The sequence below is a fragment of the Micromonospora sp. NPDC047557 genome (assembly GCF_043205095.1).
GTDB lineage: Bacteria > Actinomycetota > Actinomycetes > Mycobacteriales > Micromonosporaceae > Micromonospora.
The window spans coordinates 238,587-259,626 of sequence record NZ_JBIDDK010000009.1 but is presented as its reverse complement, the minus strand read 5'-3'; the positions used below and the strand labels follow the sequence as shown (position 1 = coordinate 259,626).

The following is a 21,040-nucleotide window of genomic DNA, read 5'->3' as shown; positions in this document are numbered from 1 at the left end:
TCACCCGCCGGAGGCCGAGGGCGACCGTTCCGTGCCCCGGACCCGACCGGACCGCCGACGCCGACCGTTTCGCCAGGGCTGCGCAGCGTCGCGGCGGGTCTACCCTCAGGTGGTGGAGGGCCGCGTGCTGGTGGTCGAGGACGACGCCTCCATCCGGGAGGTCACCGCCCTCGGTCTGCGTCGCGCCGGCTTCCGGGTCGACACCGCCGTCGACGGGCGGCAGGCGCTCATGACCTGGCGAGCGCACCCGGTCGACGCGATCGTGCTCGACGTCATGCTGCCCGGCCTGGACGGCCTGGAGGTCTGCCGGGAGATCCGGCGCACGAGCCAGGTGCCGATCCTCATGCTGACCGCCCGCACCGACACGCTCGACGTGGTGGTCGGCCTCGAATGCGGCGCCGACGACTACCTGCGCAAACCCTTCGACCTGCCCGAGCTGGTGGCGCGGGTCCGCTCGGTGCTGCGACGGGCGAACGCGCCGGCCGGGTCGCACACCATCGCCGTCGGCGACTTGGAGATCGATCCGGGCGGCTTCGTGGTACGCCGCGACGGCCGAGAGGTGACCCTGACCGCCACCGAGTTCCGTCTGCTGCTGGAGCTGGCCCGACGTCCCGGTCAGGTCTTCACCCGGGAACTGCTGCTGGACCTGGTCTGGGACCACCGTTTCCTGGGCGACTCGCGGCTCGTCGACGTGGCGGTGCAGCGGCTGCGCGCCAAGGTCGAGGACGACCCGGCGCACCCACGGCGCATCCGCACCGTGCGCGGCGCCGGCTACAAGCTGTCCACGCTCTGACGGGAGGTCGGCGATGGCCGGACGAGCGGTGGCGCCGGGCCGCCTGCGGCGCCGGCTCACGATCGCGTTCGTGCTGGTCGCCGGGGTGTCCGCCGGCCTGCTCGCCGGTGGGGCGGGAGTGCTGCTGCGACAGTCCTGGTTGGACGCCTCGCTGCACCAGGCCGCCGCCGACGCGCGCTACCAGCTCCTGCTCGCCGGTGAGTTCCTGCCCCTGACCGAGCAGCACGGCACCGAACTGCTCGCCAGCTTCGAGGGCAGCGGCCGGCACGTCGTCCTCGTCGACGGCCCGACCCGCCCCTCCCATCCCGCGTACGCCCCGGCCCTGGGCACGCGACTGCGGGCCGCGGTCGCCGACGGGCAGCTCGCCTACCAGCGCTCGGCGCCGGGCCAGCGACCCCGACTGCTGGTGGTCGGCGGACGCATCCCCGGCTCGACCGCGGAGCTGTACGTGATCACCGTGGAGGACGACATCGCCGCCGACCTGGGTCAGGTGCGCACCGCGCTGCTGGCCGGCTGGGTGCTCGTCGTGCTGGTCGCCGCCGGGGTGGGTCATCTCCTGGCCCGCCGCACCCTGGAGCCGGTGGGTCGGGCCAGCCGCGCCGCCCGGGCGCTCACCGAAGGGCTGCTCGCCACCCGCCTGCCGGTCCGCGGGCGGGACGAGTTCAGCGTCTGGGCGGCGTCGTTCAACGAGATGGCCGAGGCGCTGGAGTCGAAGATCGCCGCCCTGTCGGCCGCGCAGGCCCGGGAGCGGCGGTTCACCGCCGATGTGGCGCACGAGCTGCGTACCCCGGTGACCGCCCTGGTGGCCGCGGCCTCGCTGCTGCGCGAGCAGCTGGACCTGCTGCCCGACGACGCCCGGCCGGCCGCGCGGCTGCTGGTGGGCGACGTGGTCCGGCTACGCCGCCTGGTCGAGGACCTGATGGAGATCTCGCGGCTGGACGCAGGGCGGGAACGGCCGGACATCGAGGCGGTGGACGCGCCGGCGCTGCTTCGCGCGATCGTCGCGGCGCGCGGCTGGCCGGACCGCGTGCTGGTCACCGGCGACCCGGTCGCGCTGCGCACGGACCCGCGTCGCCTGGAGCGTGTCCTTGCCAATCTGGTCGCCAACGCGGTCGAGCACGGCGGCGGCGAGATCCGGGCGACCGTGACCGGGGCGGGCGCGCTCGTCGTCTTCGAGGTCACCGACCAGGGGCCGGGCATTCCCGCCGAGCACCTGCCGCACGTGTTCGACCGGTTCCACAAGGTCGACGCGTCGCGCTCCGCGCCGGGCAGCGGGCTCGGCCTGGCCATCGCCCGGGAACACGCCGCCCTGCTCGGCGGGGTGCTGAGCGTCCGCAGCGCGCCGGGTGCCGGCGCCCGGTTCTGCCTGGAACTGCCCGCGCACGGCCCGGACGGGCCGTCCGGCGGCGTGCCGCGCCCGGCGGGACACCTCGACGAGGACGCCGAGACGGCGACCGCCGGCCCGACGGGCGGTGCCGGATGAGCCGCCGCGGCGCGGTCCGAGCAAGCCGGCGCGGCCGGTGGCGCGCGGTCGGCGTGCCGGTGCTCATCGCCGCGCTCCTGCTCGGCGCGTGCGGCACGCCCCGCTCCGGCGTCCTGGGCGCGGCACCCACCGCGCCGCCGCACAGCACCCCGCCCGCCGGACGCCCGACCTCCGCACCCACCCCGCCGTCCGGGCCAGCACCGTCGCCGGTGGCCACCCGCACCGCGCCGCGTCCGCCGGCACCGACAGCCACCGCCACGCGCCGGCCGGATCCGGTGACGCTCGAGCTGTGGTACGTGCGAAACGGCCTGCTCGTCCCCACCCGGCGCACCCGGCCGGCCACCCTCACGACGTCCCGGCTCGCGCTGACCGAACTGGCCGCCGGGCCTACGCCGGCCGAGGCCGCCACCGGGATGGTCACCCTGCTGCCGGCCGGTGTCGAGGTCACCCGGATCACCGACGGCGTGGCGACGCTCGGTCCCGTTCCGTCCGGCAACGACCCGACGGAGCGTCGGCGGCTGCGCGAGGCGCAGGTGGTGTGGACGCTCACCCAGTTCCCCACCGTCCGGCAGGTCCGCTTCCCCAGCGGGGCACCGGTCGGCCGGGCCGACTATCCGGACCTGCTCGCGCCGATCGTGGTGACCGCCCCGAGCGTCGGTGAGCGGGTCACCGCCCCGCTCACCGTCACCGGCACCGCCGACGTGTTCGAGGCCACGGTGAGCATCCGGGTGCTGGACGCCGGCGGCCGGGAGGTGGCCACCGGCTTCGGCACCGCCAGTTGCGGCAGTGGCTGCCGGGGCGCCTACCGGCTGGTGGTCGGTTGGCGCACGGCCCGGGAGCAGCACGGCACGATCGAGGTGTACGAGGTGTCCGCGCGCGACGGCGCCCGGATCAACACCGTGGCCGTGCCGGTGATCCTCGCCCCCACCGGGAGCTGACCACGGGATTCATCCGCCCGACGTGGGCTGGAAACGTAACCGTTTCATCCACGGGGTGCGACGCATCTCATAAAAGCCTGCAGGAACGGCCAGCAACGAACTAGGTTCAGTACGACATCGTTTCACGGGGGGTCTTCGGGTGTTGGATGGTCAGCAGGTGAGCGCGGGCGTCGGGGTGCCGGCCGCCCGGGCCGCGCGCTGCACGTCCAGCGGCCTGTTCACCGTGGTGATCGACCTGCTGCGCGAGGTCGGCTACGACCGGATGACCATCGACGCCGTCGCCGCCCGCGCACACGTGAGCAAGGCCACCATCTACCGGCGGTGGGACGGCAAGGCCGAGCTGGTCGTCGCCGCCCTGCGCGACCGTCAGGTCGGCGTGCACAACCCGCCCGACACCGGCTCGCTGCGGGGCGACCTGATCGAACTGCTGCGCGCCACCGCCGCCATCTGCGTCGCCGACTGCGACCTGATGCAGGCGCTGACCTTCGCCATGCGGACCAGCCCGGAGCTGGAACGCCTGGTACGCCACCAGGTGCTGCCCGCCGGGCGGGTGGCCAGCACCGCGATCCTCGTCCGCGCCGCCGCCCGCGGGGAGATCCCCCCGGATGCCGGTGAACGGGAGCTGTTCCACGACCTGGCGCCCGCGCTCACCCTGTCCCGCGTCGTCGCGCACGGCCTGCCCGCCGACGACGCGTTCCTCACCCAGGTCGTCGACCAGGTGCTGATCCCGGTGCTCCGCTACCAGCACGACCGCCCGTCCCAGGCCTGATCCATCGACATCCGCACCACGGAAGGCTTCACCATGCCCGGAACCACCTCGACAGCCCCCGGCGCACCCGGCGCCGGGACGTCGACAGGCGCACCGCACCCGCGGCGCTGGATCGCGCTGGCGGTCATCGCGGTCTCACAGCTGATGGTCGTCCTGGACGCCACGATCGTGAACATCGCGCTCCCGCAGGCCCAGTCGGACCTGGGGATCACCGACGCGAACCGGCAGTGGGTGATCACCGCCTACACGCTGGCCTTCGGCGGTCTGCTCCTGCTCGGCGGCCGGATCGCCGACTACTGGGGTCGCAAGCGCACGTTCATCGTCGGCATGGTCGGCTTCGCGCTGGCGTCCGCGCTGGGCGGTCTGGCCACCAGCGGCGAGATGCTGTTCGCCGCCCGCGCGTTGCAGGGCGCCTTCGGCGCGCTGCTCGCCCCGGCCGCGCTGGCGCTGCTCACGGTGCTGTTCACCGAGGCCACGGAGCGGGCCAAGGCGTTCGCCGTGTACGGCGCGATCGCCGGCGGTGGGTCCGCGGTCGGGCTGCTGCTCGGCGGGGTGCTGACCGAGTACGCCGACTGGCGCTGGTGCCTGCTGGTCAACATCCCGGTCGCCGCCGTCGCGATCGCCTTCGCGATCCCGCTGGTGCCGGAGAGCCGGGCACACGGCAACACCCGTTACGACGTGCCCGGCGCGGTCGTCGTCACCGCCGGCCTGGTCTCCCTGGTGTACGGCTTCACCAAGGCCGCCGAGGACGGTTGGGACGCCACCGCGACGCTCGGCTTCATCGCCGCCGGTGTGGTGCTGCTGGCCGCCTTCGTGGTGATCGAGCTGCGCTCCAACCACCCGCTGCTGCCGCTGCGGATCATCCTGGACCGCAACCGGGGCGGGGCGTATCTCGCCTCCACGCTGATCGGCGCCGGTCTGTTCGGGGCGTTCCTGTTCCTCACCTTCTACTTCCAGGTGGTGTTGCAGTACAAGCCGCTCGAGGCGGGGCTCGCGTCGCTGCCGGTCACCGCGGGCGTGCTGATCGCGGCCGGTGGCGCCAGCCAGCTCATGCCGAAGGTGGGCGCCAAGCCGCTGATGGTCGGCGGCGCCGTGCTCGCCGCCGTGGCCATGCTGACGCTCACCCAGATCGACGTGGACACCTCGTTCCTCACCCTCCTGCTGCCCGCCCAGATCATCCTCGGCATGGGCCTCGGCTTCACCTTCGTGCCGCTGTCCAGCCTCGCGCTGGTCGGGGTGCCGGAGCACGACGCCGGAGCGGCCAGCGCGACGCTGAACGCGACCCAGCAGATCGGCGGCTCGCTGGGCACCGCGCTGCTGAACACCTTCTACACCAGCGCGGTGGCCGCGTACCTGGTCGGCCGGGCGCCGAACCCGGTCACCCAGGTCGAGGCGCTCGTGCACGGCTACCGCGTGGCGTTCGCCTGGGGCGCGGCCCTGATCGTGCTCGCCGGGCTGGTCACGCTGGTCCTGGTGAAGGTGCGCAAGGAGGACATCCCCGCCGGCAACGCCGTGCACATGGGCTGAGCCGGACGACACGGCCGGCCGGGCCGCTCCTGATCGGAGCGGCCCGGCCGGCGCGCCCGTCCGGTAGCGTCCCCACCATCGTCGAAGATCCGTTGAGGAGACACATGTCCACGGCTGCCGACCAGATCATCCATGCGCTACGGGCGGGCCACGAGGAGCTTGCCGCGCTCGTGCGCGACCTCAAGGAAGACGACCTGCGCCGGCCCTCGGGGGCCAGCGAGTGGCAGGTCTCCCAGGTGCTCAGCCACCTCGGCAGCGGCGCGGAGATCGGCCTCGCCGGGCTGACCGCCGCCCGCGAGGGCACGCCCGCCCCCGACGGCGACTTCAACCGCACCGTCTGGCAGCGCTGGGACGCCATGTCCCCCGAGGAGCACGCGGCCGGCTTCCTGGAGTCCAACCAGCGGCTGGTCGAGGCGTACGAGGCGCTGGACGCCGACACCCGCTCGACGTTGCGGATCAACCTCGGCTTCCTGCCGGAGCCGGTGGACGTGGCCACCGCCGCCCGGTTCCGGCTCAGCGAGTTCGCGCTGCACCAGTGGGACGCCGAGGTGGCGTTCAACCCGTTCGCGGCGGTGACGCCGGAGGCGGTGCCGCTGCTGATCGAGCAGATCGGCGGCATGCTGGGCTGGACGAGCCGGCCGCAGGAGCTGGGCGGCCGGGAGGCCACCCTGCTGGTTCGGCTGCGGGACCCGGAGCGCACGTTCGGGTTGCGGCTGGGCGAGCAGATCACGCTGACCGACGCGCCGGAGCAGTCCGACGGCGAGCTGTCCCTGCCGGCCGAGACGTGGCTGCGGCTGGTGGTCGGCCGGCTCGGCCCGCAGTACACACCGGACGGGGTGCAGGTGACCGGTCCACTGACCCTGGACGACCTGCGCCGGGTCTTCGTCGGCTTCTGAGGGACCGCGCGGGCCGGTGCTCCCGGCCCGCGCCTACCCCCGTCAGCCCTTGACGCAGACGACCTGCTTGAGGTGCGCGACCACCTCCACCAGGTCCTCCTGCTGGGCCATCACCTCGGTGATGTCCTTGTACGCGCCGGGGATCTCGTCGACGACCCCGGCGTCCTTGCGGCACTCGACGCCGGCGGTCTGCGCGGCCAGGTCCTCGGTGCTGAACGTCCGCTTGGCCTGCGCCCGCGACATGCGCCGGCCGGCGCCGTGCGAGGCCGAGCAGTACGCGTCCGGGTTGCCCCGGCCCCGCACGATGTACGACCCGGTGCCCATCGACCCGGGGATGATGCCCAGGTCGCCCCGGCCAGCCCGGATCGCGCCCTTGCGGGTGACCAGCACCTCCACCCCGTCGTAGCTCTCCTCGGACACGTAGTTGTGGTGGCAGGAGATCGGTTCGTCGTAGCCGACCTGCGGGAAGTGCTCACGCACCACACCACAGAGCAGGGCCAGCATGACGGCCCGGTTGCGCCGCGCGTACTCCTGCGCCCACCACAGGTCCCGCCGGTACGCGTCCATCTCGGGCGTTCCGGCGAGGAACACCGCCAGGTCGCGGTCGGGCAGGTCGACGTTGTGCGGCAGCTTCCGGGCCACTCCGATGTGCCGTTCGGCCAGCTCCTTGCCGATGTTGCGCGACCCGGAGTGCAGCATCAGCCAGACCCGGCCCTCGTCGGCGCCGCCCTGCTCCAGGCAGACCTCGATGAAGTGGTTGCCGCCGCCGAGCGTTCCGAGCTGCCGCTGGGCGCGGGTCTCCAGCTGCGCCACCCGCCGGTCCAGGCTGGCGAACCGACTCCAGAAGTCGTCCCAGCCGGCCTGCTCCAGGCCACGGACCCGGCGCGGGTTGACCGCCTCCTCCCGCTGGGCGAATCCGACCGGGATGGTGGCCTCGATCGCGGAACGCAGCCCGGCCAGGTCGTCCGGCAGGTCGGCGGCGGTCAGCGAGGTACGCACCGCCGACATGCCGCAGCCGATGTCGACACCGACCGCGGCCGGCGAGACGGCCTGTCGCATGGCGATCACGGAGCCGACCGTGGCGCCCTTGCCGAAGTGCACGTCGGGCATGACGGCGACGCCCTGCACCCAGGGCAGCGCGCCGATGTTGCGCAGCTGCTTCGCGGCCTGCGGCTCGATGGCGTACGGGTCGGTCCAGACCCGGACGGGCGCCCGGGTACCGGCGAGGGGGGTGAAGCCCATCGTGGTCTCCTCGTGTCAGGCCGGCACCAATCGTTAATGATGACCGGAAATGATCGTGCGCCAGGATGGAACCGGCGCGAAAGCTCGTCGGATACGAAAAGGGCCGCCAACCCGCAGGGGGTGGGCGGCCACGCCTGACGCGTGTGGCGTCAGCGAGGTCGCCGCCATTGGCACCGAGCCTGGGGTCGCCCCTGCGCGGGCCGGCCGAGACAGCGGTACGACGCGCCGGACGGCAACGCGGCACCGGCACCGCTACCTGGCCTGCGCCAGGTGGCGTCGGTGGCTGTGCGTTGCGACATGGCGCGCTCCCCGGGTGTGCTCGGCCGTACTGCGCATGACGGTAGGCGGGGTAGGAGCTGTCCGCAAAGGATATTGCGCCCGCGCGGCCGGCCGTGGTCTGGCCCCGGGGAGTCACTCTCGCGACCTGTCGAGCTGCCCCGTAGATGGGGCGGCGCTTCCGCCGAGGCCAGCCGGAGGAAGCACCGCCCACGGCGTTCGCGACACCGCCCACGGCCGACGGTGGTCGCGGGACCGACACGTCTGCCCGCCTGCCTGCCCCGTTCGTGGGGCAGCTCGACAGGGCGCGCACCAGGGGGCGTCGGGGCGGACCGCCGAGCGACGTAGCGGGGCTCAGGTGTCGTAGCAGCCGTCCCAGGGCGGGTCGAAACCCAGGTCGTCGGGGACGAACTCGGCGTGGTCCGCGCCGTCATACTCCTCGGACCAGTCGACCAGTCCGAAGACGTGCCCGTCGACCTCGACCTGAAAGAGCCCGATGGCGATGTCTGCGAAGACCCGGCCGGGCAGCGCGTCGAGCCACTCGGCGAGGCGGGCCTCGGCCCGGTCGATGGAGGCGTCCTCGGTCTCGCTGGTGCCGGCGAACCAGATGTCGGAGTCGGTGTGCACGCCGTCGGCGTCGAACCGGTGCAGCACCGCGTACCACCGCTTGTGGCGGTACCAGTCGTCGTCGGCTCCGCCACCGTCATCGAGCGTGGCGGTGACGGAGCCGAAGAACTGACCCTTGTCGTACCGGCCGATGGTGCTGGTGCGGTAGTCGGGCTCGTGCGCGATCGGCACCAGGTCGGGAATCGCCATGGCCGGGAGGCTACCGCGACGCTATGACACGGTCACCAGCCGGAAGGACTGCGCCGCCGTGCCGTTGCAGGTGTACTGGATGAGCTGGACGCTGTCCGCGGTGGACGCTCCCGGCACGTCGAGGCACTTGCCGCTGTTGCGGTTGACCAGCCGGTAGTAGCCGCCGCCCTCGGATTCCGCCCGCCACTGCTGGTTGTTGCCGCCGCTGTACGACCAGAGCTGGATGGGCGCCGAATCCGCGGTCGACCGGTCGGTCACGTCGAGCACCTGGGCGCTGTTGCCGCGGTTGCTGACCCGCAGGTAGCCGCCGCTGGTCGGGGCGAACTGGTACTGCTGGGCGGCGCTGCTGTTGCACGCGTACTGCTGGATGGCGGTGCCGTTGGCGGTGCCGGCGGCCCGCGCGTCCACGCACTTGCCGCTGCCCCGGTTGACGACGGTGTGCCAGGCGGTCGGCGAGATCGGGCCGGCGGTGCCCGTCGGCGTGGGCGTCGGGGTGGGCGCCGTGCCGGTGCCGGCGAGCCAGTGCAGACCGTCGATCAGCAGCTTGTTCTGCTGCGGGCTGTCGAAGGTGGAGGACAGGCCGGTGTTGGTGCTGTAGTTCATCGCGTTGTGCCCGAAGTTGGCGTACAGCATCTTGTAGCGCTTGTTGCTCCACACCAGCGGGTAGTAGCCGCCGTACCAGGACTGGTTGGGGTCCGTGCCGACCGGGAAGCTGGACGGGTCGACGGAGGCCAGAATGTCGATGTCCGGGTTCTGGCGCAGGTCGTTGCTCCAGGAGTACCACTCGCTGACCGACGACGCGAAGGTCGCCGGGAGCGCCTGGGTGGCCGGGTGGGTGCGGTTGTCGGCGCGCATCGTGACGCGGGTCGGCCCCCAGGTGTTGGTCTGGAAGGAGCCGGAGCCGAGAAAGGTGTTGTAGTACCAGCTCCAGCTCGACGGGTCGGTGGTGAACGCGCTGACGTGGAAGCCCATCCACGCCCCGCCGTTCTGCATGTACTGCTGGAAGGCGGGCCGCTGCGCGGCGGGCGGCGCGTCGTCGAGGAACATGATGACCTTGTACTGGGCCAGGTTCGCGGTGTTCAGCAGACCCCAGTTGGTGGTCGCCTCCCAGGAGAAGCCGTACTGGGCCGCGGCCTGCGGAAACCAGGCACGAGCGTCGCGGTCGAAGTCGATGTGCGCGGCGTCCCAGGTGCCGTTGTAGAAGGCCAGGACCTTGAACGTCGGCGCGGCCTGCGCGCTGCGCGCGACGCCGAGGCCGAGGCCGGCGCTCACGGCGACGACGAGGGCGACGAAAACCGACAGGATCCTTCTGGTACGGGAGGGAAGTTCTGCGATCACCTGATCGTCCCTTCGGTCGGGACGCGCGCCGCCGCGTCGACGTGAACTATTTGTTCACAAGGTTTACAGATAGACGAAAGGTTATGCGGTGCCGACCCGGTGCGTCAATCGCCGGTCGACCGATCGGGTGGGATTCCTGCGGCAGCGGGTACCTCGGCCGGATGACCAGCCCGGACGCCGTCGACGTCGACCAGCCACTCGCCGTGGACGTGCCCGCCGCGCCGCACGACGCCAGCGGCGAGCGGGTGCCGACCCGCGACCTGGCCGGGCTCGCCCCGGCGGCGAGACCGGCACGCCGCTGGACCCCGCGCCGGGTGGTGGCCACCCCGGCCGCCCTCGACCACCCCCATGGGCAGCGAATCGTCGACCGGTTGCGGGCGCTGGGCATCGAGGTGGAACGACTGCGGTCGAACCGGCTCACCGGCGTACGCGCTCAGACCGACCGGGAGACGTACGCGCGCGCCAAGGCGACCATGGCGATCGTGGTGAGCCCGCCGTCGCGGCGTGTCCTGCAACCCATCGCCCCCAGCGCCGACTGGCGCGTCGACCTCGCCGAGGGCTGCCCCGCGCACTGCCAGTACTGCTACCTCGCCGGCTCGCTCTCCGGCCCGCCGGTGACCCGGGTGTACGCGGACCTTGACGACATCCTGGCCGGGTTGGCCCCGTACGCCGGGCGCGGAACGGTGACCAGCCGCAACGCACGCCGGGCCGACGAGGGCACCACCTTCGAGGCGTCCTGCTACACCGACCCCCTCGCGCTGGAACACCTGACCGGCAGCTGGCGGCGGGCGGTGCGGCACTTCGCCGACTGGGACGCGCCCGTGCAGTTGCGCTGGACCACCAAGTACGCCGACGTGGACACCTTCGTCGGACTGCCCCACCACGGCCGCACCCGGGTCCGGTTCAGCGTCAACTGCGCCCCGGTCAGCGAACGATTCGAGGGCGGCACGGCACGGGTGCCGGACCGGCTCGCCGCGCTGCGCCGGCTCGCGCTCGACGGCTACCCCGTCGGGTTGACCATCGCGCCGATCATGCCCTTGCCGGACTGGCGCGAACGCTACGGCGAGCTGCTGGACCAGGTCCGCGCGGCGGTCCACGGGGTCCCCGAGCTGGACCTGACCGCCGAGCTGATCACCCACCGGTTCACCCCGGGCAGCAAGGAGGTGCTGCTCGGCTGGTACCCGCACACCCGCCTGGAGATGGACGAGGAGTCCCGCAGCCGCAAACACGGCAGGTTCGGCGCGGTGAAGTACGTCTACCCCCGCGACACGATGGCCGAGCTGCGGGGCTGGTTCACCGACGAGCTGGCCGCCCGCGTACCGGCCTGCCGCATCCTCTACTGGACCTGAGCCGCGCTTCGTCGACCGAACGCCGACACCGCGGGCGGTCGCGCCGAGGTGCGCGTCACCCGAGCGAGGAGCGCGCCACCGGCGCGGCGAAGTACGTGCGCGGGTGCGGGTCGTCGCGCAGGCCGTAGTGCCACCACTCGCGGTCGTAGTTGACGAACCCGGCGTCGGTCATCAGCCGCCGCAGCAACTGCCGGTTGTCCCGCGCCGTGCCGGTGATGCGGGGGTCGGCGGTGTGCGCCCGGGCGTCGAAACAGTCGAACCCGGTGCCCATGTCGATGCTGTTGTCGGCGAAGCGCCGCCCCGGCGGCGCCGTACAGGGGACCAGCGGCTGACCGGGCACGTACGCGGGTTGGCTGGCGGGCGGCTCGTCGACGAGCGTGAGGTCCAGCGTGCTGCCCCGGCTGTGGGCGGTCGGCGCGCCGATGTAGCCGTCGGCGAAGAGCCGGTCCTTGGCCAGGTCCGGATAGAACTCGGCCTTGGTCTGCTGCTCGCCGGGGCGCTTCGACCAGGCGACGAAGTCGTCCACCGCGGGCTGCGGGCGGTAGCAGTCGTACACCTTGAGGCTGTGGCCGCCGGCCAGCGCGGCGTCCTGGACCCGGCGCAACGCCTCGGCGGCCTGACGGGTGAGCAGGCACAGCGGTTCGCGGTAGCCGACGATCGGCCGGCCCACGAAGTTGTGCGCCGTGGCGTAGCGGATGTCGGCGTGGATGCGCGGGTCGACGTCGGTCAGCACCACGAAGCCCGGCAACCCGCCGGTCGGGGTCGGGGTCGCCGACGACGGTGGAGGGCTCGCCGACCCGGTCAGCGGGGCCGAGACCGGGGCCGTCGGGCCCGGACGCGGCTGCGGACGGGAGCAGCCGCCGAGCACCGCGACGAGCGCCAGCACGACGCCGCCACCCACCCGCACTGACCTGCGCACCCGTCCTGTCTATCAGCAGCGGTCGGTGCCGCGAGCCGGATCAACCGCGGGCCGCCGCGAGCCCGTTCAACCGCCGGCCGCCAGCGGAGCCGGATCCGCCACGGTCGGCGCCGGGTCGGGGGTTTCGACCAGGTGCACGCCGACGAAGCGCAGGGCCGCCTCGTCGTCGTCGATCCCGCCGGCCTCGTGGCCGTTGTACCGCCACACCGACAGCTCCGTCGCCCCGGCATGGGCGTTGTGGGCGGCGTACACCCCCGATGGGGGCACGATGTCGTCCATCAGCGCCACCGAGTAGCGCGCCGGCCGGCGGCAGCGTCGGGCGAAGTTGACGCCGTCGACGTACGACAGGGTGCTCAGCACCCGCTCCTCGGCGTCCCGGTGGATCGCCAGGTAGTCGCGGATTTCCCGATACGGGTGGGCGTCGGTGACCACCACCGCACGCGGAATGTCACAGAGGAACGGCACGAGGGCGACCACGGCCCGCACACCGCGGGCCAACGCGCCGGCCGCGAGCGCCAGTGCGCCACCCTGGCTGTGCCCGAGCACCGCCACCCGGGTCGGGTCGACCATCGGCAGGGTCCGGGCCGCGTCCACCGCCCGGACCGCGTCGGTGATCAACCGTCGGTAGTAGTAGGTGCGGGGATCGGCGATGCCCCGCGTCGCCACGCCGGGCGCCTCCGGGCCGGCGGCGCCCAGGTCCGCGGTGACGCCCCGGCTCCAGCCCGAGCCCTGCCCCCGGGTGTCCATCTGCAGATGGGCGAACCCGGCCGACGCCCAGAGCAGGTTCTCCAGCGCGTGCCCGCGCCCGCCCCCATAGCCCACGTACTGCACGACTGTCGGCAGCGCCGTGCCGGCCCCGTGCGGCACCCGCAGCCAGGCCCGTACGGGCTGGCCGGCGAACCCGGGGAACGTCACGTCGTACACGTCGATGGCTCGCAGGCCGGTCTCCACGGGCTCGAGCCGGACCGGCCAGGTGGCGTCACGGGCCTGCGCCAGGGTTTCGGCCCAGAACTCGTCGAAGTCGGCCGGGTCCCGCACCACGCCGCGGTACTCGCGTAGCTGCGCCTCGGGCAGGTCCGTGTGCATGGCGCCCCTTGTCTGTCGCGTGCACTGAACAGGGTGCGTCCACGGCGTGGCCGACGCCGACAGCCGGGCGGCGGAGACGGGACCGTACGCCGATACGCATCCGACAAATTACCGGAACATTTCCGCAACTCAGCCGAACGCTAGAACCGACCTGGCGTGTCGTCAACCCCCGTCCGTGAGGCAAGATGGCGCGAGGGGCGGGCGTGCCGTTCCGGGACACTGGATGGACGACGCTCGCGGTCGTCTCTCCGGAGCGGTGAAGGAGACACGGGTGGACGCGGACGACGGACGCAGGGTGACCATCACCGCGATCGCACGGGAGGCCGGGGTCTCGGTGCCGACCGTGTCACGGGTGCTCAATGGCCGGTCCGATGTGGCCCCCGACACCCGCGAACGCGTCGAGGAGTTGCTGCGCCACCACGGCTACCGGCGCCGCAGCAGCCGCAGCGTCCGCCGCGCGGGCCTCGTCGACCTGGTCTTCAACGACCTGGACAGCCCCTGGGCCGTGGAGATCATCCGGGGCGTGGAGGACGTCGGGCACGCCGCCGGGGTGGGCACCGTGGTCTCCGCGATCCACCGGCAGCCGACGGCGGCCCGGCAGTGGTTGCAGAACCTGCGCACCCGCGCCACCGACGGCGTCATCTTCGTGACGTCGCACCTGAGCCCACCCCTGCACGCGCAACTGCGCCGCCTCAACGTGCCGGTGGTGGTCGTCGACCCGGCCGGCGTACCGGCGATGGACGTCCCGACGATCGGCGCCACCAACTGGGCCGGCGGGCTCGCCGCGACCGAGCACCTGCTGGCGGTCGGCCACCGGCGGATCGGCTTCGTGGCCGGGCCGACGCACCTGCTGTGCAGCCGGGCCCGCCTGGACGGCTACCGCGCCGGGCTGGAGGCCGCCGGGGTGCCGGTGGACGACGCGCTGATCTACCCGGGCGACTTCTACCACGCCTCCGGCTTCGCCGGCGGCACGGCGCTGCTCGATCTGGCCGACCCACCGACCGGCATCTTCGCGGCCAGCGACCAGATGGCGTTCGGCGTCTACGAGGCCATCCGCCGCCGCGGGCTGCGGGTTCCCGACGACGTCAGCGTGGTCGGCTTCGACGACCTGCCGGAGGCCCGGTGGGCGTCGCCGCCGCTGACCACCGTCCGGCAGCCCCTGGTCGAGATGGGGCGGCTGGCGGTGCGGACCGTACTGCGACTGGCCCAGGGCGAGGGCATCGACTCGCCCCGGGTGGAGCTGGCCACCGAGCTGGTCGTCCGGGACAGCACCGCCGTCCCGCCGACCGGCTGATCCCTTCCGTTCCGACGGCCCGAACCGGATCGGTTTCCGGTCCCACCTGTTCCGGTCCAGCCGCGAAAATTCCGGCCTGCCGGTCCGCCGCACGAGCGACGACGACAGGCGTGGACGCCTCGCGGCGCGGTGGGCGACCGGGGCCGCCCACCGCGCCGAGCGGGTCAGTGGTGGTGGTGTGCCCGGACGGCACGCCGGATGGTCACCGGCTGCGCGGGCGCGCCGTCGACCGGCGCCGGGTCCTCGGCCGTCGGCGCGATTCCCTGAGCGGCGATCCGGTCCAGGGTGGCGAGCCCTGCGGCGTCCACCGTGCCGAAGATCGTGTAGTTGGGGCGTAGCGCCGAGTTGGCGTACACCAGGAAGAACTGGCTGCCATTGGTGTCCGGCCCTGCGTTGGCCATCGCCAGCACGCCCCGGGCGTAGACCCGGCGTACGCCGGTCGGGTCGGTGGGGGCCGGCGGCAGGTCGGTCGGCAGCTCGTCGCGGTACCGGTAGCCGGGGCCACCCTCGCCGGTGCCGGACGGGTCGCCACACTGCAACACGCTCAGCGTCGGGTACGCGGTGAGCCGGTGGCACGGGGTGCGGTCGTAGAAGCGCTTGCCGACCAGGTGCAGGAAGCTCTGCACCGTGCACGGCGCGGCGGCCCGGTCCAGGGTCAACCCCATCGGCCCCTGGTTGGTGGAGAGGGTCACCCGGACGCTGCCCCGGTCCGGGGTGCGGCGCGGGTCGGGCGGCAGCGGCACCGGCCGGGCGGCCGGCTCGTCGGGCGTCTCGGTGTAGGCGCACGGGCCGTGCGTGGTGCGCGGCGGGCGGGCATCGGCGGCGGTCGCGCTCACCGCGTCGTCGGCCGCGCCCGGCGCGGCCACCGCGGCAGCCGACGCGCCGACGATCAGCGTTGCGGCGAACGCCGTCACACCGACGAGGCGGGTCAGCGCGCGCACCGACCGGCGGGGTGCCGCCGCGCCGGAAGGCGTTTCGAGTTCACTCGACACAGGGATCCTCCTGGGCTCGTGCTGCCAGAAAGACCGGAGTCTATGGATGCCGAGGCTCGTTGTCGATGTGACCGGGCAACCGACGGCGGCGGTGCCACAGCAACCCGCCCAGCAGCGCCAGCACTCCCGCGCCACTCAGCGCGACCACCGACCACAACCATCCTGAGCCGGTGCCCGCCGGGCCGCTGGCCGCCGCCGGGCGGGGCGGACCGGGCGCGGCCAGCGCGGACGGCGCGGCCGACGGCGTGGCGGTCAGCTCCCCCGGCTCGACCAGGCGGCCGACGCTGGCGTCGCGGGGCAGCGAGAAACCCCAGTCCAGCAGGGCCGCCCCCTGCTCCCAGCCGCGCATCGGCGCCGGCTCGGCACCCAGCAGCGTCACCACCAGCCGACGCCCGTCACGTTCCGCCGCGCCGACGTAGGTGTGCCGCGCCAGGTCGGTGAAGCCCGTCTTGCCGCCCAACGCGCCCGGGTACCGGTAGATGAGCTGGTTCTCGTTCTGGATCTGGAAGCCCTTGGTCCGCTGCGCCGGCTGGGCCGGAATCGTCGCCTGCTGGGTGAGCGCGTACCGCCGGAAGGTCGGCTGCGCGAAGCAGGCCCGGGCGATCAACGCCAGGTCGTACGCGCTGGTGAACTGGCCCTTGCCGTCCAGGCCGGACGGGGTGACCGCGTGCGTCTGGAGCGCGCCCAGGTGGTGTGCCTGCTCGTTCATCGCGCGGACTCCCCCGGCCGCGCCGTCGGACCCGCCGCCCAGCCGGGCCAGCGCGTTCGCCGCCTCGTTGCCGGAGTTGAGCAGCAGCCCCAGCCAGATCGTCTCGATCGTGTAGCGGCCGCCCTCGACCAGGCCGACGGCGGAGGAGCCGGGCTCGATGTTCATGTCCGCCGCGGTGACGGTCACCGTCTGGGCGGGGTCGAGCCGGGGCATCATCGTGGCCGCCAGCAGCAGCTTCTGGACGCTGGCCGGAGTGCCGTACTCGTGCGGGCCGCAGCCCCCGAGCACCTGGCCGGAATCCAGGTCCGCGACCAGCCACGAGGTGGCGGTGATCGCCGGCGGCGTGCCCGCGCCGATCGGCATGACCAGGCCACTGGTGGCCAGCCCGGCGCCGCCGACCACCCGCGCTTCGGGCACGGCGGGCGGGGGCGAGGGCCGGGGCGGGCGGGACATCGCCGGCGCCGGCACCCGAGGGCACCGCACGGCCCGCGGGGCGGCAGCGGCACCCGTGGCGGCGGCGCCCGTGGCGGCTTCCGTCGCGGCGACGGGCGTGGGGGCCGCCGCTGCGGCCGCGACCGGCGCGGGAGCGAGCAGGACGGCGGACGCCGTGACCGCCAGCAGCGCAGCTCTCATGTGTCCGACCCTAGTCAACAAGATCGCCCGGCGGGAGCGGTTGGCCGCTCGACCCTCCGAGGGCGGCTCGCTCCACCAGGTAGTCGTGCAGCGCGGCGCTGCCCCGCAACCGGCGCAGGCTGCGGGCGTGCAGGTCCTGCTCACGGCGGGCCAGCTCGGCGCGTACCCGCTGGGCGCTGCCGGTGGTGCGCAGCTCGCCCAGCACCGCCTCGATGATCTCGAACGGGTAGGCGCCCCGGCGCAGGAGCGCGACGACCTGCGCGGCGCGCAGCTCGGTCTCGTCGTACACCCGGTAGTTGGTGCCGGGGGCGCGGCCCGGCCGCAGCAGGTCACGCGCCTCCCACAGGCGCAGCTGCGAGGTCCGCACCCCGACGAGGGCTGCCACCTCGCCGATGCGGACGCCGCGGCGCTGGGCCGGCCGGGTCGCCGGCGGGTTGGCCAGCACGGTCTCGAAGGCGCCGAGCACGCGGCGGATGTCGGCGCGTTCGCGGTCCAGCTCGGCATGGCCGCCGTCGAGCGCCGCCAGGGCCGCCGGCACGTCACCGCGGTGCACCGCCGCCATGATCTCCCGGGTACGGCCCCAGCCGTGTCCCTCGGCCAGCCGCCGGGCCACGGTCAGCGCGCGGGCGTGCGCGGTCGTGAAGATCCGGTAGCCGCTCGCGGTACGCCGCACCGGCGGCAGGACGCCCTCCTCGACGTAGTTGCGCACCTGCTGCACCGAGATCCCCACGGTGGCGGCGAGGTCCACGGCCCGCAGGCGATCCTTCGGCACGGCCTCCACGCGGGCAACCGTACCGCTTGACACGTGATTTGAGACTTTCCTGGTCTTTCCTCAGAGCAGCACGCTCCACGCTTCGAGAAAGTCTTCACGGGAGGGTGAATGAGACAATTTAATGCGTCCGGTGCACGGCGGGTGGTCCCGCCATGACTTCGTAAAGGGTTCGCATGTCGCAGCCAGCAAGGTCCGCCGCCGACAGCCACGACATGATCGAGGTACGCGGAGCGCGGGAGAACAACCTCGCCGCCGTCTCGGTCGACATCCCCAAGCGCCGGTTGACCGTCTTCACCGGCGTCTCCGGCTCCGGCAAGTCGTCGCTCGTCTTCGGCACCATCGCCGCCGAGTCCCAGCGCCTGATCAACGAGACCTACAGCGCGTTCCTCCAGTCGTTCATGCCGAACCTCAACCGGCCGGACGTCGACTCGCTGCGCAACCTCGGCGCCGCCATCGTGGTCGACCAGGAGCGGATGGGCGTCAACTCCCGCTCCACCGTCGGCACCGCCACCGACGCGTACGCCATGCTGCGGATCCTCTTCAGCCGGCTCGGCGAGCCGTCGGTCGGTGGCGCCGGCGCGTTCAGCTTCAACCTGCCCGAGGGCATGTGCCTCACCTGCGAAGGGCTGGGCCGGGTCTCCGACCTCGACGTCAACGAGCTGGTGGACGTCGAGCGCTCGCTCAACGACGGCGCGATCACGGTGCCCAACTTCGCGGTGGACTCCTGGTACTGGCAGACCATCGTCGGCTCCGGGTTGTACGACCCGGACGTCAAGCTGCAGGACTACACGCCGCAGCAGTGGGAGGACTTCCTCCACAAGCCGGCCACGAAAATCAAGATAGGCAGCAACACCTGGACGTACGAGGGCCTCGCGGTCAAGGTCAAGCGGCTCTACCTGGCCAAGGACCGCGACTCGATGCAACCGCACATCCGCGCCTTCGTCGACCGGGCGGTCACCTTCACCACCTGCCCGGCCTGCGACGGCACCCGGCTCAACGCCGCAGCCCTGTCGTCACGGATCGCCGGCCGCACCATCGCCGAGTGTTCCGCCATGCAGATCAGCGACCTGGCCGCGTTCGTGCGGAACATCGACGACCCGGGAGCGGCCCCGCTGATCGGCAACCTCCGCGACCTGCTCGACTCGCTTGTCGAGATCGGGTTGGGCTACCTCAGCCTGGACCGGGAGTCGGCGACCCTCTCCGGCGGCGAGGCGCAGCGGGTGAAGATGGTCCGACACCTCGGCTCCAGCCTCTCCGACGTCACGTACGTCTTCGACGAGCCCACCGTCGGCCTGCACCCGCACGACATCGCCCGGATGAACGACCTGCTGCTGCGGCTGCGCGACAAGGGCAACACGGTGCTGGTGGTGGAGCACAAACCGGAGACCATCGCCATCGCCGACCACGTCGTCGACCTGGGGCCGGGCGCGGGCAGCTCCGGCGGGCAGATCTGCTTCACCGGCGACGTCCCCGGCCTGCGCCGCTCCGGCACCCTCACCGGGCGGCACCTGGACCACCGGGTGAGGCTGCGCGACGAGGGACGCCGCCCCACCGGGCAGCTCAGCATCCGCCACGCCGACCTGCACAACCTGCGCGACGTCGACGTGGACATCCCGCTCGGCGTCCTCACCGTGGTCACCGGCGTGGCCGGCTCCGGCAAGAGCTCGCTGATCCACGGCTCACTGCGCGGCCGGGCCGGTGTGGTGATCGTCGACCAGTCCCCGATCCGCGGGTCACGACGCAGCAACCCGGCCACCTACAGCGGACTGCTCGACCCGATCCGTACCGCCTTCGCCAAGGCCAACGGCGTCAAGGCGGCGCTGTTCAGCGCGAACTCCGAAGGCGCCTGCCCGGCGTGCAAGGGCATCGGGCTGATCTACACGGACCTGGCGATGATGGCCGGGGTGGCGAGCGTCTGCGAGCGGTGCGCGGGGCGGCGGTTCACCGACGAGGTCCTCACCTACACCCTGCGCGGGAAGAACATCAGCGAGGTGCTGGCCATGTCGGTCACCGAGGCGTACGGGTTCTTCCCCAGCGGGCCGGCGCACCTCATCCTCCGCCGGCTGGTCGACGTCGGGTTGGGCTACCTCAGCCTCGGCCAGCCGCTGACCACCCTGTCCGGCGGGGAGCGGCAACGGCTCAAGCTCGCCATCCACCTGGCGGAGAAGACCAGCACGTACGTCCTCGACGAGCCCACCACCGGCCTGCACCTGGCCGACGTGGACCAGCTGCTGGCCCTGTTGGACCGCATGGTCGACGCCGGCAACACGGTCATCGTCATCGAGCACCACCAGGCCGTGATGGCCCACGCGGACTGGCTCATCGACCTCGGCCCGGGCGCCGGGCACGACGGCGGGCGCATCGTCTTCACCGGCACGCCAGCGGACCTGGTCGCCCACGGCGACACCCTCACCGCCACCCATCTCCGCGAGTACGTCCACAAGCCAGCGGAGCTGCTGAAGGGGTGACGGGTCGGCGGTGCCCGGGACGCGGCCGGTTGACGCCGCACGGCGTGCGAGCGCGGGCCGACGCGACGCGGTGGGGCGGCCCACGCCAGTGGTCGAGGGCGGGCCGGCCCTACCGCGTGGCCGGCGACACCGACGGTCAGGCGACGTGGCGCAGCCAGCGCCGCTGCCAGGGTGTCTCGACCGCCTTCGGGTGGTAGCCCGCCCGGACCCAGGGCACCGCCCGCTCCGCCGGCAGGCCGTCGAGGATCGCCAGCGCGGCCAACGCCGTTCCCGTCCGGCCGACCCCGCCCCGGCAGGCCACCTCGACGCGTTCGCCGTCGCGTGCCCTGTGCAGCGCCGCACGCAACGCGTCGAGTGCGTCCGCCCGGTCGAGCGGTACCCAGAAGTCGGGCCACCTGATCCGCCGGTATGGCCACGCCGGCTCCGGGCCGGGCGCCAACAGCAGCGCGAAGTCGGCCGGCGAGGCGGTCGCGGCGACGCGGCGTCCACGCACCACCGCACCGCTCGGCAGTACGAGCAACCCGGACTGCTCCGACCAGATCTGCGCGGCGGTCACCGGAACATTGTGCCGCGACCGAGGGCGGGTCATCGTGCCCGGTGGGCAGAGAAAAGCGCCGCCCCCGACCAGTTGGTCGGGGGCGGCGCTGGTGTCGGTGTGCAGGTCGCCTCTCGGCGAGTGGCGCGACGCGGCTCCAGCCGAACGGTATTCCGCGAGGGCTATGTAGGTGAGGCCCGGGGAC

At 73.1% G+C, this 21,040-nt stretch carries 18 protein-coding genes; 9 read left to right on the top strand and 9 right to left on the bottom strand.

Annotated elements, in window-relative coordinates; genetic code table 11:
- Nucleotides 1-112: 112 nt before the first annotated feature.
- From ACGGAQ_RS22015 to ACGGAQ_RS21990, 6 genes are all read left to right on the top strand, one after another.
- Nucleotides 113-793 (top strand): response regulator transcription factor, encoded by a 681-nt coding sequence (locus ACGGAQ_RS22015; protein WP_355136825.1) that lies wholly within the window; start codon nucleotides 113-115, stop codon nucleotides 791-793.
- Nucleotides 794-806: 13 nt separating this feature from the next.
- The gene (locus ACGGAQ_RS22010) at nucleotides 807-2,276 is read left to right on the top strand and encodes an ATP-binding protein (protein WP_393052013.1); all 1,470 of its coding nucleotides are present in this window, start codon (nucleotides 807-809) and stop codon (nucleotides 2,274-2,276) included.
- Nucleotides 2,273-3,214 (top strand): Gmad2 immunoglobulin-like domain-containing protein, encoded by a 942-nt coding sequence (locus tag ACGGAQ_RS22005; RefSeq protein WP_393052011.1) that lies wholly within the window; start codon nucleotides 2,273-2,275, stop codon nucleotides 3,212-3,214. The genes ACGGAQ_RS22010 and ACGGAQ_RS22005 overlap by 4 nt, the downstream gene beginning before the upstream one ends.
- A 157-nt stretch (nucleotides 3,215-3,371) precedes the next feature.
- Nucleotides 3,372-3,983 (top strand): TetR/AcrR family transcriptional regulator, encoded by a 612-nt coding sequence (locus ACGGAQ_RS22000; protein WP_393052009.1) that lies wholly within the window; start codon nucleotides 3,372-3,374, stop codon nucleotides 3,981-3,983.
- A gap of 33 nt (nucleotides 3,984-4,016) precedes the next feature.
- Nucleotides 4,017-5,510, top strand: a complete 1,494-nt coding sequence (locus tag ACGGAQ_RS21995; protein ID WP_393052007.1) for an MFS transporter — start codon at nucleotides 4,017-4,019, stop codon at nucleotides 5,508-5,510.
- Between the two features lie 104 nt (nucleotides 5,511-5,614).
- Entirely contained in the window at nucleotides 5,615-6,406 is a 792-nt protein-coding gene (locus tag ACGGAQ_RS21990) for a maleylpyruvate isomerase family mycothiol-dependent enzyme (protein ID WP_393052005.1), read from the top strand.
- Between the two features lie 42 nt (nucleotides 6,407-6,448).
- On the opposite strand, the gene ACGGAQ_RS21985 is transcribed toward ACGGAQ_RS21990, so the two are convergent.
- From ACGGAQ_RS21985 to ACGGAQ_RS21975, 3 genes are all read right to left on the bottom strand, one after another.
- Nucleotides 6,449-7,648, bottom strand: coding sequence for an RtcB family protein (locus ACGGAQ_RS21985; RefSeq protein WP_393052003.1), 1,200 nt, complete (start codon nucleotides 7,646-7,648; stop codon nucleotides 6,449-6,451).
- A 630-nt stretch (nucleotides 7,649-8,278) separates the two neighbouring features.
- The gene (locus ACGGAQ_RS21980; protein ID WP_393052001.1) at nucleotides 8,279-8,740 is read right to left on the bottom strand and encodes a hypothetical protein; all 462 of its coding nucleotides are present in this window, start codon (nucleotides 8,738-8,740) and stop codon (nucleotides 8,279-8,281) included.
- A gap of 21 nt (nucleotides 8,741-8,761) precedes the next feature.
- Nucleotides 8,762-10,078 carry an RICIN domain-containing protein gene (locus ACGGAQ_RS21975; RefSeq protein ID WP_393051999.1) on the bottom strand — a complete coding sequence of 439 codons (1,317 nt, stop codon included), beginning with the start codon at nucleotides 10,076-10,078 and terminating at the stop codon, nucleotides 8,762-8,764.
- Nucleotides 10,079-10,239: 161 nt separating this feature from the next.
- Here ACGGAQ_RS21975 and ACGGAQ_RS21970 point away from each other — a divergent pair, with 161 nt between their 5' ends.
- Nucleotides 10,240-11,427: a spore photoproduct lyase family protein gene (locus ACGGAQ_RS21970; protein WP_393051997.1), complete on the top strand. Its 1,188-nt coding sequence runs from the start codon at nucleotides 10,240-10,242 to the stop codon at nucleotides 11,425-11,427.
- 55 nt (nucleotides 11,428-11,482) lie between these two features.
- Here ACGGAQ_RS21970 and ACGGAQ_RS21965 read toward each other — a convergent pair whose 3' ends face one another.
- Together ACGGAQ_RS21965 and ACGGAQ_RS21960 are read right to left on the bottom strand one after the other, a co-directional pair.
- On the bottom strand, nucleotides 11,483-12,346 hold the full coding sequence (locus ACGGAQ_RS21965; RefSeq protein ID WP_393051995.1) for a M15 family metallopeptidase: 864 nt from the start codon (nucleotides 12,344-12,346) through the stop codon (nucleotides 11,483-11,485).
- A 66-nt stretch (nucleotides 12,347-12,412) separates the two neighbouring features.
- Nucleotides 12,413-13,432 (bottom strand): acetylxylan esterase, encoded by a 1,020-nt coding sequence (locus tag ACGGAQ_RS21960; protein WP_393051993.1) that lies wholly within the window; start codon nucleotides 13,430-13,432, stop codon nucleotides 12,413-12,415.
- Nucleotides 13,433-13,703: 271 nt separating this feature from the next.
- On the opposite strand from ACGGAQ_RS21960, the gene ACGGAQ_RS21955 reads away from it, so the two are divergent.
- A complete protein-coding gene (locus tag ACGGAQ_RS21955) occupies nucleotides 13,704-14,726 on the top strand; it encodes a LacI family DNA-binding transcriptional regulator (protein WP_234588215.1) in 1,023 nt (340 codons plus the stop codon).
- A gap of 164 nt (nucleotides 14,727-14,890) precedes the next feature.
- On the opposite strand, the gene ACGGAQ_RS21950 is transcribed toward ACGGAQ_RS21955, so the two are convergent.
- The 3 genes from ACGGAQ_RS21950 to ACGGAQ_RS21940 are packed head-to-tail and all read right to left on the bottom strand — an operon-like array spanning nucleotide 14,891 to nucleotide 17,841.
- Complete coding sequence (locus ACGGAQ_RS21950; RefSeq protein WP_393051991.1) at nucleotides 14,891-15,718, bottom strand: peptidylprolyl isomerase; 828 nt, start codon at nucleotides 15,716-15,718, stop codon at nucleotides 14,891-14,893.
- Between the two features lie 40 nt (nucleotides 15,719-15,758).
- Entirely contained in the window at nucleotides 15,759-17,060 is a 1,302-nt protein-coding gene (locus ACGGAQ_RS21945; RefSeq protein ID WP_393051989.1) for a D-alanyl-D-alanine carboxypeptidase family protein, read from the bottom strand.
- Between the two features lie 10 nt (nucleotides 17,061-17,070).
- Nucleotides 17,071-17,841, bottom strand: coding sequence for a MerR family transcriptional regulator (locus ACGGAQ_RS21940; RefSeq protein WP_393051987.1), 771 nt, complete (start codon nucleotides 17,839-17,841; stop codon nucleotides 17,071-17,073).
- A gap of 164 nt (nucleotides 17,842-18,005) precedes the next feature.
- Between ACGGAQ_RS21940 and ACGGAQ_RS21935 the strand changes: the two genes are divergently transcribed.
- Nucleotides 18,006-20,300 (top strand): ATP-binding cassette domain-containing protein, encoded by a 2,295-nt coding sequence (locus ACGGAQ_RS21935; protein WP_393051985.1) that lies wholly within the window; start codon nucleotides 18,006-18,008, stop codon nucleotides 20,298-20,300.
- A gap of 136 nt (nucleotides 20,301-20,436) precedes the next feature.
- On the opposite strand, the gene ACGGAQ_RS21930 is transcribed toward ACGGAQ_RS21935, so the two are convergent.
- A complete protein-coding gene (locus tag ACGGAQ_RS21930) occupies nucleotides 20,437-20,856 on the bottom strand; it encodes a protein-tyrosine phosphatase family protein (protein WP_393051983.1) in 420 nt (139 codons plus the stop codon).
- Between the last annotated feature and the right edge of the window lie 184 nt (nucleotides 20,857-21,040).